The organism is Thiopseudomonas denitrificans (genome assembly GCF_002866065.1).
Taxonomy (GTDB): Bacteria; Pseudomonadota; Gammaproteobacteria; order Pseudomonadales; family Pseudomonadaceae; genus Thiopseudomonas; species Thiopseudomonas denitrificans.
Map to the genome: position 1 here is coordinate 188,188 of NZ_LNJZ01000005.1, position 13,958 is coordinate 202,145.

Here is a 13,958-nt window from a genome sequence, read left to right on the forward strand (position 1 = left end):
TCGTCTATAATGCCAGTTTTTACCGGACAATGCTTGCCCCGCAAGGCGTGCAAATCCGCACAGGTTGACCCGGGAGGCCCGAGTGCAGAATTCACTGGAAATTTTTTTACAGCGAGCCACACAAACCCTTGACCGGCTGGAGCCCATGTTGCCATTGCAGCGCCAGCCGGTGGACTGGGCACATCATTTGGCGGCACGTTGGGTCGGCAGTCCGCAGGGCGGTCATCTGCGGCCGATCCAGGTGCGTTCAAAGCTCAAGCTGGATGATTTGCTCGGCGTTGAACGCCAGCGTGACCAGTTGCTGGTCAATACCCGCCAGTTTTTGCAGGGCCTGCCGTGCAACCACGCGCTGATGTGGGGCGCGCGCGGAACCGGCAAGTCCTCGCTGGTGCGGGCCATTCTTTCCGAGCATGCCGGGCAGGGCCTGCGCCTGATCGAGGTCGATCGCAATGATCTGGCCGAGCTGCCGCTGATCGTCGAATCACTGGGCGGACTGACACAAAAATTCATCGTGTTCTGTGATGATCTGTCATTCGAGCCGGGCGAGGGCGATTACCGCCTGCTGAAAAGCATCCTTGACGGCTCACTGGAGCAGGCACCGGACAACGTGGTGTTGTACGCCACCTCCAACCGCCGCCACCTGTTGCCCGAATACCAGAGTGACAACCAGAACTGGCAGCGCGGCGAAACCGGCGAGCTGCATCCGAGCGAGGCGGTGGAGGACAAGATCGCATTGTCCGACCGTTTTGGCCTGTGGCTGTCATTCTACGCTTTCAGCCAGGACCACTATCTGGATGTGGTCAGCCACTGGATCAGCCATTATGCGGCACCGCTCAAGATGGGCTGGCAACGTGATGAAACCTTCGAAAAGGAGGCGATCCGCTGGGCGCAGGCCCGTGGCAACCGAAATGGACGTTGTGCCGAGCAGTTTGCCCGGCACTGGGTGGGTCGGCAGGCCCTCTCGCTTTTACCGCAAACACCTTGAACTCGGGAGCTTTTATGCCGGATACACACACGCAGCACCATATTGTCCTGTTGCAGTACCTGCGGCAGGTGATCCAGACCCTGGCCGAAGAGGACCTGGTACCGGAGGAACACCAGGGTTTCATCCAGCGCTATGACGAGCTGATTGCACAGATGCAGCGCGGTGATGACGAGCGTTACCTGGGGCAGGAGCTGGTCAGTCAGGTGTTTCAGCGTTACCCGCAAATCGCCCACCAGGTGCCGCGGGACCTGCTGTGGTTTTTCGGTGGCGAATGTCTGCACTTCATGCCGGACGAGGAAATTGCCAATTATCAGCTGCTGGACGAGCGGCGTTCGATTGCGCTGGAGCGGGGCGAAGCGTTCGACTGGGATGCCGAGGTGCGACTGATGTTCATGCCGGTTGCCGGGCAGGGAAAACACTGATTGAAAAAAAGCTTGACGGCGCCGCAACGAGCCACTAGAATGCGCACCACTTCCAGCGAACAGCCCGAAAGGCGGCGCAGGAAGCGGTAACTGTTAAAAGTTCCAAGGCTGCGTCCCCTTCGTCTAGTGGCCTAGGACACCGCCCTTTCACGGCGGTAACAGGGGTTCGAGTCCCCTAGGGGACGCCATATCAAGCGGGAATAGCTCAGTTGGTAGAGCACAACCTTGCCAAGGTTGGGGTCGCGAGTTCGAGTCTCGTTTCCCGCTCCAGATCAGGCGTCAAGCCAAAAAAGAGCCCTTTTGGGGCTCTTTTTTTATGTCCGTGATTTTTCTGGTGCGGCACATTGTAATGGTGTGCAATGCCCGTAATGTACGGTTGGCTGCATGATGTGTATCAAAACGGCGCTACCGCGATGGAGCGCCGTTTTTTGTGCGGAATCAGTCAAAAACCCGGAAGCGTTCCGCGTCGTCCATGTATTCCTTGTCACCGATTTCTGCGGCATGCCCGCCAAAAGGCATCTGGGCGCTCAGTTGCCAGCTTGCCGGCAGATCCCAGGTGGTGCGCACCTGCTCGTCGATCAGCGGGTTGTAATGCTGCAGGCTGGCACCGATACCGGCACCGGCCAGGGCCGTCCAGACCGCGAACTGCGCCATACCGGCGGAGTTGGCCGAAAAGACGGGAAACTTGTCGGCATACAGCGCGAATTTGTCTTGCAGCTCGCTGATGACATTGGCGTCCTCGAAAAACAGTATGGTGCCTGCAGCGGCGGCAAAGCTGTCCATTTTCTGCTCGGTGGCAGAAAACTGCTCCGGCGCGACCAGCGGGCGCAGGGTTTCCTTGACCAGTTCGTTCCAGAACCTGGTGTGCTGGTCTCTAAACAGGACCACGGCTCGTGAGCTTTGTGAATTGAAGGCGGAAGGGGATTCGCGAATCACTGATTTGACCAGTTGTGCAACCTCCGAGGCAGGCAGTGGCAGGCTGTTATTCAGGGCATACTGGGTGCGGCGTTTCTGAAACATTGCAAGGGCGCTCATGCGGGTCTCCCGGGCAGGATTTGAGAAGGAGTGGTCAGGCCTTTGACCTGGCAACCGGCCTGATTCTAGCGCAAAAGAGCAGGGGTGGCTGGGCATCTTGTGCCGGAACTGCAGGCATGGAAGGGTGCAGGCGTGCTGCGAAGGCCGGGAGAAAGGGAAGGGCTTGCCGGGTGAAACAGGCATGGCCTGCAGGGGCAGGCCATGCTGAAGGAGGGGGGGGTTACTGGTTGGAGCCGGAAGTGTTGTCGGCTTTCCTGATTTGCTCCAGTGCTTCCCATGCCTTGGCAAAGATGAAAGGAATGACGGCGAATGCGATGGCAATGGTGGCGGTTGCGGTTTGTTGGGCCGCATCTTTGGCACCACCCAGCCAGAGAAGAAGAACTGCTGCGGCTATGCCGGTTCCAACAAGGGTGACGATCCAGGCGTTTTTCTGCATGACCTTTTTATCCTGTGAATTGAAAATTTAGCTCAACATAGTGGTGTCAAATAAAACAAGTAACGGTATCGCTGTCAAGCGCGATGCCGCCGGATGCTTGAGTCAGGTCATGCCGGCGATCGGTTCGCAAGAGCGGCAAATATGGCAATTACGGGCATATTTGTTCTGTATTCGGGGTAGAATCACGGTTTGTCCATACACCCAAAGAACATCACATGAACCTGAGCTACTTTACATCCCTCCTGAACCGCACCGGCCTTGTGGTGCAAATCCTGATTGGCATGCTGGCGGGTGTCCTGCTGGCGCTGTTGGCACCGGGCTGGGCGGGCAAGGTCTCCCTGCTGGGCGAATTGTTCATTTCCGCCCTGAAGTCGGTCGCGCCGGTACTGGTCTTCATTCTGGTAACGGCGGCCATTTCCCGTTACGACAGCGAGCAGCCAACCCATATCCGTCCCATTCTGGTGCTGTACCTGGTCGGTACCTTCGGGGCAGCAGTGATAGCGGTCATTGCCAGCCTGATGTTTCCCACGCAGCTGGTGTTGGTCAATGCGGCGGATATCGCGGCGGTCCCGCCCGCCGAGGTTAACGATGTGTTGAAAACACTGGTGCTGTCGATGGTTGCGAACCCCGTTCAGGCCATCGCAGATGCCAACTTCATCGGCATCCTGGCCTGGGCCGTCGGCCTGGGTATTGCGCTGCGTCATGCATCGGATACCACCCGTCGTGTCATGCATGACCTGGCCGACAGCGTGTCATGGATCATCCGCTGGGTGATCCGCCTGGCACCGCTGGGCATTTTCGGCCTGGTGGCAACCACCGTGGCCGAGGCCGGCCTTTCGACCCTTGGCAATTATCTGCACCTGTTGCTGGTTCTGCTGGGCTCGATGCTGGTGGTTGCCCTGTTGCTCAATCCGCTGCTGGTGTGGTGGAAGATTCGCAGCAACCCTTACCCGCTGGTGCTGCGTTGCTTGCGTGAAAGTGGTATCACTGCGTTCTTTACCCGCTCTTCGGCGGCCAATATTCCGGTCAACATGGAGCTGGCTAAACGTCTTGATCTGGATTACGCCACCTATTCGGTATCCATTCCCCTGGGTGCCACCATCAACATGGCGGGTGCTGCAATCACCATCGGCGTGCTGACGCTGGCTGCCGTGCATACGCTGGGCATCGATGTCAGCTTTGGTACCGCCGTGCTGCTGTGCGTGGTGTCTGCTGTCTGTGCTTGCGGTGCATCAGGCGTTGCCGGTGGTTCGCTGTTGCTGATTCCGCTGGCCTGCAGCCTGTTCGGTATCGACACCGATACCTCGATGCGGGTGGTCGCCATCGGCTTCATCATTGGGGTTTTGCAGGATTCTGCCGAAACAGCGCTCAACTCATCGACGGATGTGCTGTTTACTGCTGCTTCGGACATTGCAGCCAAACGCCAGGCAGGAATCTGACTGCATGAACCTGACGGAAACCCGGGTCAACTCTGCGACCCGTTTTACAGGCAACATCATCAATGTGCGCGTTGATCAGGTACGTCTGCCTGACGGGCGTCTGGCCGATCGTGAATGTGTGCAGCACCCGGGCGGTGCTGCCGTGCTGGCGGTCACGCCACAGCAGCAAGTCATTCTGGTGCGCCAGCACCGCTATGTCTGTGGCCGGGACATGCTGGAACTACCGGCCGGAAAGCTTGATGCAGGGGAAGAGCCGGCTGGCTGCGCCCTGCGCGAGCTGGCGGAGGAGACACCCTATACCGCAGGTTCGGTGCAGCTGGTGCATGCTTTCTACTCGACCCCGGGATTTTGCAACGAGAAGATTTACCTGTTCTGGGCGCAGGATGTCGAGGCCAACAGCCAGGCTGTACCCGACGATGGCGAACTGCTGGAACTGGTGTTGCTTGACGCACAGCAGGTACGTGAAGCATTGGCGCAGCAGCGTATCGAGGATGGTAAAACCCTGGTAGCGCTGTATTGGTGGCTGGCCGGCGGAGCAGGGGGTGGCACTTTGCCGGCATGAGGAATATCAAGCTTTGCTTCCGTGCCTGTACCAGGCTGCCGGGAATTGCAGTCGTGCAGGCCGGCTTGCGGATATGATGACAGGCCAGAAAACTGGATGTTGGTGGTGATATGAGCTTTTTGAATCGACTGAGCATCAGCCGCAAATTGATGTTGATCCTTGCCTTGCCGTTGCTGGGGCTGGGTTATTTTTCCGGCTCGGCATTGCTTGAGCAGGTGCATGTGTGGCGGCAGGCAGCCCAGCTGGAGCAGCTGACCCGGCTCTCGGGGCAGTCCAGCCTGCTGCTCAAGGAGCTGCAGCGGGAAAGAGGGCGTACCGGTACTTATCTGGGGGCTTCCGGACAGCGTTTCGGCAGCGAACTGCAGCAGCAGATACAGGCCACCGATATACAGGTGGCGGCTTTGCGGGCGACTTTGCGCCAGCTCGACATGGAGCGCCATGGCAGTGCCTTTGCCGTGGCGTGGCACGATTTTCTGCAGGTGCTTGATGGCCTGGAAAACCACCGCAGCCAGGTTCGTGACGTTCGCATAGTGGCGGCTGAAGGTATTGGGTATTACACCGGCCTGAACGCGCTATTGCTGAAAACGGTTGACAGCCTGGCCCGGGTCGATGCCGCGCGCGAGCTGGCCGATCCGGTTACCACCTATGTCAGCGCACTGTATGCCTCCGAAGCTGCAGGCATCGAACGGGCTACGCTGAGTGCGGCGTTTGGTGCTGATGACCTGCCGCGACCGGTCCTGCAGCGGGTCATCATGCTGATGAGCAACCAGGACATGTATGTGCAGGCCCTGCTGGCGGCGGCATCTCCGGCCCAGCAGGCGTTGTTCCGGGCAACCATGCAGGTACCGGTGGCCGGGCAGGTTGACCAGTTGCGCCAGCAGGCGATCGACCGCTCGGGTGGTAGCCTTGGAACGGATTCCGGGCAATGGTTTGATCTGTCAACCAGCAAGATTGACCTGTACCACGAACTGGCTACCCACTATGCCTCGGATCTGGAACAAGCAGCCGAGCGCCTGATCGACAGGGCGCAGGGAGCATTCTGGATCGCCTTGGTGGTTGCTGTAGGCGTATTCGTGGTTGCCTTGCTGTTCTCATATTACCTGGCCCGGCTGATTGTCTCCCGGATTCGCAACCTGCACGGGATCATCACGCAGGTTGAGCAGAGCAATGACCTGAATGTGCGGGTGGCGGTCAGCTCCGGCGATGAAATCGGCCAGGTGGCTGGCGCTTTCAACCGGATGCTGGAAAAATTTCATGCAACTGTGGTGCACATGCACCAGTCATCGACCCAGGTGGCTGCCACGGCGGAAGAGCTGTCGGCTACCACGGAACAGGCTGACCGCGGCATCCAGCAGAATCGCAACGAAACCGACCAGACCGTGGTTGCCATGAACGAGATGGCTGCCACCGTGCAGGAGGTGGCGCAAAACACTGCCGCCGCCGCGATGGCGGCGCAGGATGCCGAGCAGCTGGGTAACGACAGCAATCTGGTGGTGCGGGATGTGCTGCTCAAGATTCGCACGCTGGAAGAGGAAACCGGGCAAGCGGCCGGAGTCATTGGCCGGCTCGACCATGACAGCCAGCAAATCGGCCGGGTGCTGGATGTGATTCGCGGCATTGCCGAGCAGACCAATCTGTTGGCCCTGAATGCGGCTATCGAGGCGGCGCGTGCCGGCGAGGCAGGGCGTGGTTTTGCGGTGGTGGCTGACGAGGTCAGGACGCTGGCTACCCATACCCAGAACTCGACCGAAGAAATCCATCAGCTGATTGCCGGCTTGCAAAAGGGCGCGGTCGAGGCAGTCAGCGTGATGCAGCAGGTCAGCCGGCAGGCTGACGAAAGCGTGGAAATGGTGGAGCGCTCATCCGGCCTGCAGGATGAGGTGACAGAGAACCTGCGCACCATTACCAGCATGAACCGGCAGATTGCCGCTGCAACGGAAGAGCAGCGGGCGGTGACCGACGAAATCAACCGGAGTCTGGTGAATATCGGCGGTGTCACCGAACAGACCGCTGAAAGCTCGCAGCAAATTGCCCTGGCCAGCGAGGAACTGGCCCGACTGGCCAGCGAGATGCAGGAGCTGGTACAGCAGTTCCGTACCTGATCAGGCCGGGCGGCAGAGGTGGACGCGGGCAAACGGGAGGTTTATCCTCTCAGGTGTTCGTGCCTCCCGTTTCCGGGGAAGAGGGCATGCCCATTAGCGTTCCTTGTGTTAGGAGAACCCCATGTCAGATGTATGGCTGACCAGCCTGATTACGGAAACACCGCAGCAAGGGTTTGAGCTGGCGATTACCCTGAGCCGTCGTGGCGTCAAGTACACCCAGCCTGATCCTGAAGTGCTGCACAAGCTGCGCCCCGAGTATGCCAATTCGGCTGACGCCCTGACCGCTGCCTCCCAGGTGATAGCGGTGAATTTCCAGACAGTCGCCGCTGCCAACAACTACTGGCGCAAGTAGTTCCCTGACGGCCCGTACCGCCGGTGCGGGCCGCTTTCATTCTGTTCCGCGCGCTTTACCGGTCGCGCTGTGGCACCCGCTGCAGTTGTGTTAGAATCCGGATTTTTCGGGTGTCCATGAGCATGCATTCAATCGTGATTTGCCGTCTGTTATTGTTGGCGTTGCTGATGTCCTGCGCGTCTGTCCGTGCGCAGGATGGCAGCGCCGAGCAGATACGCCAGCAAATTGCCCGTCTGCAGCCTGACCTGGCCGTCGAGCGGGTCGAAAGGGTTGCCGGGTCCGACCTGTTTGAGGTCCGCCTCAAGGGCGGAGAGTTCCTGTATACGGACAAGGGTGCAGAGTTCATTCTGCATGGCCAGCTGTATCAGGTGCGCAATGACAGCGCCGTCAACCTGACCGAGCAGGCCCGGCAGGAAGTTACCGCCGGCCTGATCGGCAATCTCGATGTTGCCGACATGGTGGTGTTTCCGGCAGCGGAAACCAGGGCGCGCATTACCGTATTTACCGATGTCGATTGCGGTTATTGCCAAAAGCTGCATGGCGAGGTTGAAGCACTGACTGCAGCCGGAATCGAAGTGCGTTATCTGGCCTGGCCACGACAAGGCCTGTCCGGCAATACCTATGACACCATGGTCAGCATCTGGTGTGCCGATGACCGGCAGGCCGCGATGACACGCGCCAAAAGGCGCCAGAGTGTGGCATCAGCCACGTGCAGAAATCCGGTCGACCGGCAGTTTGCCCTGGGCCAGCAGCTCGGGGTGAGGGGAACACCGGCGATCGTGCTTGATAATGGCGAGATATTGCCCGGCTACATGCCTGCAGCCCAGCTGATTGCTCTGGCTTTGCAGGCACAACAGTAATAAATACAGGCGCCCCGCCGTGAGCGAGGGCCGGAACGAGAGAGGTTGGCATAGCGTGAAAACCGTCAAGGTCGGAATTTGTGGGCTGGGCACTGTAGGTGGCGGCACACTTAATGTATTGCAGCGTAACGCAACGGAAATTGCCCGCCGTATCGGCACCCGGATCGAGGTGGTGCATGTGGCTGCCCGCAGCGTCAATCCCCAGTGTGATACCACCGGTATTACCGTAACCGACAACGCTCTGGAGGTGGTTGCCAACCCGGAGGTCGAGGTGGTGGTGGAGCTGATTGGCGGTGACAGCGTGGCCCGCGAGGTGGTGATGGCGGCCATCGACCAGGGCAAGCATGTGGTCACGGCCAACAAGGCGCTGTTGGCGGTACACGGCAACGAGATTTTTGCCCGTGCCCGGGACAAGGGCGTCATGGTTGGCTACGAGGCCGCGGTGGCCGGCGGTATTCCGGTGATCAAGGCGATCCGTGAGGGTCTTGCCGGCAACCGTATCAACTGGCTGGCCGGCATCATCAACGGCACCGGTAACTTCATTCTCACCGAAATGCGCGAACACGGTCGGGCCTTTACCGATGTGCTGAAAGAGGCGCAGACGCTGGGCTATGCCGAAGCCGACCCGACCTTTGACGTGGAAGGTATCGATGCGGCGCACAAGCTGACCATTCTGGCTTCGATCGCTTTCGGCATTCCGTTGCAGTTCGACAAGGCCTACACCGAAGGCATTACCGGCCTGACGGCAGATGATGTGCAGTATGCCGAAGTGCTGGGTTACCGCATCAAGCACCTGGGGGTGGCACGCAGGACGGCGGAAGGCATCGAGCTGCGCGTGCATCCGACCCTGATTCCGGCCGAGCGCCTGATTGCCAATGTCAATGGCGTCATGAACGCGGTGATGGTCAATGGCGATGCCGTGGGCAGCACCCTGTACTACGGCGCCGGCGCGGGCATGGAACCGACCGCCTCTGCCGTGGTTGCCGATCTGGTTGATATCGTCCGTACCATGGATTGCGAGCCGGCCGAGCGTGTGGCGGCGCTGGCATTCCAGGCCGATGCCCTGTCCGATGAGCCGGTGCTGGGCATTGAGCGCTGTGAAACCGCTTATTATTTGCGTATTCAGGCCAAGGATCATCCCGGCGTACTGGCCGAGGTCGCCAGCATCCTGTCGGAGCGTGGCATCAATATCGAGTCCATCATGCAGAAAGATGTGGAAGAGCAGGACGGCCTGATCCCGATCGTTCTGCTGACCCACCGGGTACAGGAGGCACGCATGCGTGATGCGATTGTCGCCCTGGAAGCGCTGGAATCGGTGATGGCGCCGGTGGTCCGCATCCGTGTCGAACAGCTGGATTAATTTTTCACAAAGGCAAACAACATGCGTTATATCAGCACCCGTGGCCAGGCTCCGGCCCTGAATTTTGAAGATGTATTGCTGGCCGGCCTGGCCAGCGATGGTGGTCTCTACGTACCGGAAAACCTGCCGCGCTTCACCCTGGAACAGATGCAGTCCTGGGTCGGTCTGCCGTATCACGAGCTGGCATTTGAAGTGATGCGTCCCTTTGTTGCCGGCTGCATCAGCGATGCCGACTTCAAGGCCATCCTGGAAGACACTTACGGCGCTTTTGCCAATAGTGCAGTCGCCCCATTGCGTCAGCTGGACACCAATGAGTGGGCGCTGGAGTTGTTCCACGGCCCGACCCTGGCATTCAAGGACTTTGCCCTGCAGCTGCTGGGCCGCCTGCTGGATCATGTGCTGACCAAGCGTGGCGAGCGCGTGGTGATCATGGGTGCCACCTCGGGTGATACCGGTTCGGCCGCCATTGAGGGCTGCCGCCGCTGCGACAACGTCGACATCTTCATCCTGCACCCGCATCAGCGCGTATCTGAAGTACAGCGCAAGCAGATGACCACCGCCATCAGCGACAACATCCACAACATCGCCATCGAAGGCAACTTCGATGACTGCCAGGAGATGGTCAAGGCCAGCTTCGCCGACCAGGGTTTCCTCAAGGGTACCCGTCTGGTCGCGGTCAACTCGATCAACTGGGCGCGCATCATGGCGCAGATCGTCTACTACTTCCATGCCGCACTGCAGCTGGGTGCGCCGCACCGTTCGGTGGCCTTCTCGGTACCGACCGGCAACTTCGGCGATATCTTTGCCGGCTACCTGGCACGCAACATGGGCCTGCCGATCAGCCAGCTGATCGTCGCCACCAACCGCAACGACATCCTGCACCGTTTCATGAGCGGCAACCGCTACCACAAGGATGAGCTGCATCCGACACTGTCTCCGTCCATGGACATCATGGTGTCGTCCAACTTCGAGCGTCTGCTGTTCGACATGCATGGCCGCAACGGCGCGCTGGTGGCACAGCTGATGGACGATTTCCGCGCAACCGGCCAGCTGTCGGTGGAAGAGGACCGCTGGAGCGAGGTGCGCAAGCTGTTTGACTCCCTTGCAGTGGATGATGAGCAGACCTGCCGTACCATTGCCGAGGTATATGCCCAGTGTGGCGAGATTCTTGACCCGCATACCGCGATTGGCGTGCGTGCTGCGCGCGAATGCCGCCGTAGCCTGGGCGTGCCAATGGTAACGCTGGCTACTGCGCATCCGGTCAAGTTCCCTGACGCGGTGGAAAAAGCCGTGGCTGGTGTAGCACCACATCTGCCACCGCACATGGCCGACCTGTTCGAACGCGAAGAGCGTTGCACGGTACTGGCTAATGATCTGAAAACAGTACAGGAGTTTGTCAGCCAGCACGGCAACCGCGGCAAGCCGCTGTAAGTCACCGGATCACAGGGTCGGCAGGTTCGGTGAGATACCGGCTGCTGGCCGGTTGTGGTCATGCGGAGCGACATACCGCAAGGCCGCTGCTGTTCGTGGTGAAACGTATGGCAAATCTGTAGAGCCGACACTTGACACGAGCCGGTTTAATCGGCATGATTCGCAAATCATTTTTTCCCTTTCATATAGAAGTTTTCGAGGAGTTAGACTGTGGCCAACAGCCCTTCTGCCAAAAAACGCGCCAAACAGGCTGAGAAGCGCAACAGCCACAATGCCAGCCTGCGTTCCATGGTTCGCACCTACATCAAGAACGTAGTCAAGGCGCTGGACGCCAAAGACCTGGCCAAGGCCCAGGAAGCCTACGCCAAGGCTGTTCCGGTCATTGACCGCATGGCTGACAAAGGCATTCTGCACAAGAACAAGGCCGCTCGTCACAAGAGCCGCCTGAACCAGCACATCAAGGCGCTGGCAGCTGCATAAGCCCTGAGCATTGCAAAAAACCGGTCTTCAAGACCGGTTTTTTTGTGCCTGTAAAAAGCGCCGACAGGCAGGATTGCTGCGGTAACCTCTCCCCCTGAAGCCGGGCGGTGAACGCACAGCATTGTAAATGCGCCGTTGTTTCTAGTCAGTAATCTGTATTTCTTGGTCATTGAGTTGCTCAGGCAGGCTGGCTAATGTGTGGCAAACAACAAAACACCCGTGCACCGGCATGAAACCGTGGAGAGCTGACATGACCAACCCCCATTACCCGAACCTGTTGCAGCCCCTTGATCTGGGCTTTACCACCCTGAAAAACCGCGTTCTGATGGGCTCGATGCATACCGGCCTGGAAGAGCGCCCCGGTGGTTTCGAGCGCATGGCGGCCTATTTTGCCGAACGCGCCCGTGGCGGTGTCGGCCTGATGGTGACCGGGGGTATCGCGCCGAATGCGGTGGGGGGCGTCTACAAGGGTGCCGCCAAATTGACCACTCCCGAGGAGGCGGCCCAGCACCGCATTGTCACCGAAGCGGTGCATGCCGCAGACGGCAAGATCTGCCTGCAGATCCTGCATGCCGGACGTTATGCGTTCAGCCCCGAGCTGGTTGCGCCGAGTGCCATCCAGGCGCCGATCAATCCGTTCAAGCCAAGGGAGTTGACCGGCGACGAGATCTGGCAGCAGGTCGACGACTTCGTCAACTGTGCGCAAATGGCGCGTCTGGCCGGCTACGATGGTGTCGAAGTGATGGGCTCGGAAGGCTACTTCATCAACCAGTTCCTGGTCAGCCACACCAACCAGCGCAACGACGAGTGGGGCGGCGAGTTCGCCAACCGCATGCGCCTGCCGGTGGAAATCGTGCGCCGTGCCCGTGAAGCCGTGGGCGAGGATTTCATCATCATCTACCGGCTGTCGATGCTTGACCTGCTCGACAGCGGCAGCAACTGGGACGAGATCGTCGAGCTGGCCAGGGCGATCGAAGCGGCTGGTGCCACCATCATCAACACCGGCATCGGCTGGCACGAAGCGCGCATTCCGACCATTGCCACCAAGGTGCCACGCGGTGCCTTTGTCAGCGTCACCGCCAAATTGCGTGGCGAGGTCGGCATTCCGCTGGTGGCCACCAACCGCATCAATACGCCCGAGGTGGCCGAGCAGGCAATCGCCAGCGGTGCTGCCGACATGGTGTCGATGGCGCGCCCGTTCCTCGCTGATCCGGAGTTTGTCAACAAGGCCGCCGCCGGCCAGCCCGAGCGGATCAACACCTGTATCGCCTGTAACCAGGCCTGTCTCGACCACACCTTCAGCGGCAAGCTGTCCTCCTGTCTGGTCAACCCGCGTGCCTGTCATGAAACCGAGCTGGTCTACCTGCCGCTGGAGCAACCGAAAAAACTGGCGGTGATTGGTGCCGGCCCGGCTGGCCTGTCAGCAGCCACCGTAGCCGCGAGGCGCGGTCACAAGGTGACCCTGTTTGATGCCGGCAGTGAAATCGGTGGCCAGTTCAATGTGGCCAAGCGGATCCCGGGCAAGGAGGAGTTCTATGAAACCCTGCGCTATTTCAGCCACCTGCTGCAAGAGACCGGGGTTGAGGTCAGGCTCAATACCAGAGTCAGTGCGCAGGATATTCTCGATGGCGGTTTTGACGAGGTGATCCTGGCGACCGGCATCGTGCCGCGCACACCTGATATCCCGGGAATCAGCCATCCCAAGGTATTGAGCTACCTGCAGGCGATTGCGCGGCATGAGCAGGTCGGCCGGAGGGTGGCGGTGATCGGTGCTGGCGGTATCGGCTTTGATGTGTCCGAATTGTTGACCCACACCGGCAAGCCGGCCAGTCTGGATACGCAGGTTTTCTGGCGCGAGTGGGGCATTGATCCCGGACTGACCGCGCGTGGCGGCGTGGCCGGTGTGGAGCCCGAGTTTCCGGCCAGTCCGCGTGAGGTATACCTGCTGCAACGCAAGAGCAGCAAGGTGGGTGCTGGCCTGGGCAAGACCACCGGCTGGATTCACCGTGCCGACCTGAGCAAGAAAAAGGTGCAGATGATCAACAGCGTCGAATACCTGAAAATCGATGATGCAGGTTTGCATGTCTCGATTGCCGGTGGCGCGCCGCAGCTGCTGGAGGTCGATAACATCGTGATCTGTGCCGGCCAGACCTCGCAGCGTGAGTTGCAGGAACGACTGGAGTCTGGCGGACTGACCGTGCATCTGGCTGGGGGGGCCGATGTGGCTGCCGAACTGGATGCCAAGCGCGCCATTGACCAGGGTGCAAGGATCGCAGCTGTCATCTGATATGCGTTGCAGCAGCGAAAGTGCCGGTCTTGTCGTGGCTGGCTCCGTTGCGGTCAGGCGTCCGTTGGCGGGCGACTGACCGCGGTATCCCCTTGTTGCCGGCTACCGGATCAGTCCATAGCCTCAGCTCTCCCTGGTGTTTGGTGATTTGTCTGCCGTTTGGCAGCCACTTCTGTGCTATAAATCACAAACCCTTTCATGTCTTCA

At 59.7% G+C, this 13,958-nt stretch carries 13 protein-coding genes and 2 tRNA genes; 13 read left to right on the forward strand and 2 right to left on the reverse strand.

Features of this window, described 5'->3' with window-relative positions:
* Nucleotides 1-82: 82 nt before the first annotated feature.
* The 4 genes from AR306_RS04205 to AR306_RS04220 all read left to right on the forward strand — a co-directional run bounded on the left by AR306_RS04205 (nt 83) and on the right by AR306_RS04220 (nt 1,677).
* Entirely contained in the window at nt 83-985 is a 903-nt protein-coding gene (locus AR306_RS04205) for an ATP-binding protein (protein WP_206167960.1), read from the forward strand.
* A 14-nt stretch (nt 986-999) separates the two neighbouring features.
* Entirely contained in the window at nt 1,000-1,407 is a 408-nt protein-coding gene (locus tag AR306_RS04210; RefSeq protein ID WP_101496305.1) for a PA2817 family protein, read from the forward strand.
* Between the two features lie 112 nt (nt 1,408-1,519).
* A tRNA-Glu gene (locus AR306_RS04215) sits at nt 1,520-1,595 on the forward strand.
* 6 nt (nt 1,596-1,601) lie between these two features.
* Nucleotides 1,602-1,677, forward strand: a tRNA-Gly gene (locus AR306_RS04220).
* Between the two features lie 168 nt (nt 1,678-1,845).
* Here AR306_RS04220 and AR306_RS04225 read toward each other — a convergent pair.
* Nucleotides 1,846-2,442, reverse strand: a complete 597-nt coding sequence (locus AR306_RS04225; RefSeq protein ID WP_101496306.1) for a nitroreductase family protein — start codon at nt 2,440-2,442, stop codon at nt 1,846-1,848.
* A gap of 220 nt (nt 2,443-2,662) precedes the next feature.
* Nucleotides 2,663-2,878, reverse strand: a complete 216-nt coding sequence (locus AR306_RS04230; RefSeq protein ID WP_101496307.1) for a hypothetical protein — start codon at nt 2,876-2,878, stop codon at nt 2,663-2,665.
* Between the two features lie 215 nt (nt 2,879-3,093).
* Between AR306_RS04230 and sstT the strand changes: the two genes are divergently transcribed.
* From sstT to AR306_RS04275, 9 genes are all read left to right on the forward strand, one after another.
* Nucleotides 3,094-4,317: a serine/threonine transporter SstT gene (gene sstT / locus AR306_RS04235; RefSeq protein ID WP_101496308.1), complete on the forward strand. Its 1,224-nt coding sequence runs from the start codon at nt 3,094-3,096 to the stop codon at nt 4,315-4,317.
* Between the two features lie 4 nt (nt 4,318-4,321).
* Entirely contained in the window at nt 4,322-4,879 is a 558-nt protein-coding gene (locus tag AR306_RS04240) for an NUDIX hydrolase (protein WP_101496309.1), read from the forward strand.
* A gap of 110 nt (nt 4,880-4,989) precedes the next feature.
* Nucleotides 4,990-6,981 carry a methyl-accepting chemotaxis protein gene (locus AR306_RS04245; protein ID WP_101496310.1) on the forward strand — a complete coding sequence of 664 codons (1,992 nt, stop codon included), beginning with the start codon at nt 4,990-4,992 and terminating at the stop codon, nt 6,979-6,981.
* Nucleotides 6,982-7,102: 121 nt separating this feature from the next.
* The gene (locus tag AR306_RS04250) at nt 7,103-7,333 is read left to right on the forward strand and encodes a hexameric tyrosine-coordinated heme protein (protein WP_101496311.1); all 231 of its coding nucleotides are present in this window, start codon (nt 7,103-7,105) and stop codon (nt 7,331-7,333) included.
* Between the two features lie 116 nt (nt 7,334-7,449).
* Nucleotides 7,450-8,193, forward strand: coding sequence for a DsbC family protein (locus AR306_RS04255; protein WP_240622474.1), 744 nt, complete (start codon nt 7,450-7,452; stop codon nt 8,191-8,193).
* Between the two features lie 55 nt (nt 8,194-8,248).
* On the forward strand, nt 8,249-9,553 hold the full coding sequence (locus tag AR306_RS04260) for a homoserine dehydrogenase (RefSeq protein WP_101496312.1): 1,305 nt from the start codon (nt 8,249-8,251) through the stop codon (nt 9,551-9,553).
* Nucleotides 9,554-9,574: 21 nt separating this feature from the next.
* Nucleotides 9,575-10,984: a threonine synthase gene (gene thrC, locus AR306_RS04265; protein WP_101496313.1), complete on the forward strand. Its 1,410-nt coding sequence runs from the start codon at nt 9,575-9,577 to the stop codon at nt 10,982-10,984.
* 210 nt (nt 10,985-11,194) lie between these two features.
* Nucleotides 11,195-11,464, forward strand: a complete 270-nt coding sequence (rpsT, locus tag AR306_RS04270; RefSeq protein ID WP_101496314.1) for a 30S ribosomal protein S20 — start codon at nt 11,195-11,197, stop codon at nt 11,462-11,464.
* Between the two features lie 250 nt (nt 11,465-11,714).
* The gene (locus AR306_RS04275; protein WP_101496315.1) at nt 11,715-13,751 is read left to right on the forward strand and encodes an NADPH-dependent 2,4-dienoyl-CoA reductase; all 2,037 of its coding nucleotides are present in this window, start codon (nt 11,715-11,717) and stop codon (nt 13,749-13,751) included.
* Nucleotides 13,752-13,958: the final 207 nt, after the last annotated feature.

Coding starts and splice junctions, on each gene's coding strand:
- AR306_RS04210 (WP_101496305.1), top strand. CDS start 1,000: ATGCCGGATACACACACGCAGCACCATATTGTCCTGTTGCAGTACCTG.
- AR306_RS04225 (WP_101496306.1), bottom strand. CDS start 2,442: ATGAGCGCCCTTGCAATGTTTCAGAAACGCCGCACCCAGTATGCCCTG.
- AR306_RS04230 (WP_101496307.1), bottom strand. CDS start 2,878: ATGCAGAAAAACGCCTGGATCGTCACCCTTGTTGGAACCGGCATAGCC.
- sstT (WP_101496308.1), top strand. CDS start 3,094: ATGAACCTGAGCTACTTTACATCCCTCCTGAACCGCACCGGCCTTGTG.
- AR306_RS04240 (WP_101496309.1), top strand. CDS start 4,322: ATGAACCTGACGGAAACCCGGGTCAACTCTGCGACCCGTTTTACAGGC.
- AR306_RS04245 (WP_101496310.1), top strand. CDS start 4,990: ATGAGCTTTTTGAATCGACTGAGCATCAGCCGCAAATTGATGTTGATC.
- AR306_RS04250 (WP_101496311.1), top strand. CDS start 7,103: ATGTCAGATGTATGGCTGACCAGCCTGATTACGGAAACACCGCAGCAA.
- AR306_RS04255 (WP_240622474.1), top strand. CDS start 7,450: ATGAGCATGCATTCAATCGTGATTTGCCGTCTGTTATTGTTGGCGTTG.
- thrC (WP_101496313.1), top strand. CDS start 9,575: ATGCGTTATATCAGCACCCGTGGCCAGGCTCCGGCCCTGAATTTTGAA.
- AR306_RS04275 (WP_101496315.1), top strand. CDS start 11,715: ATGACCAACCCCCATTACCCGAACCTGTTGCAGCCCCTTGATCTGGGC.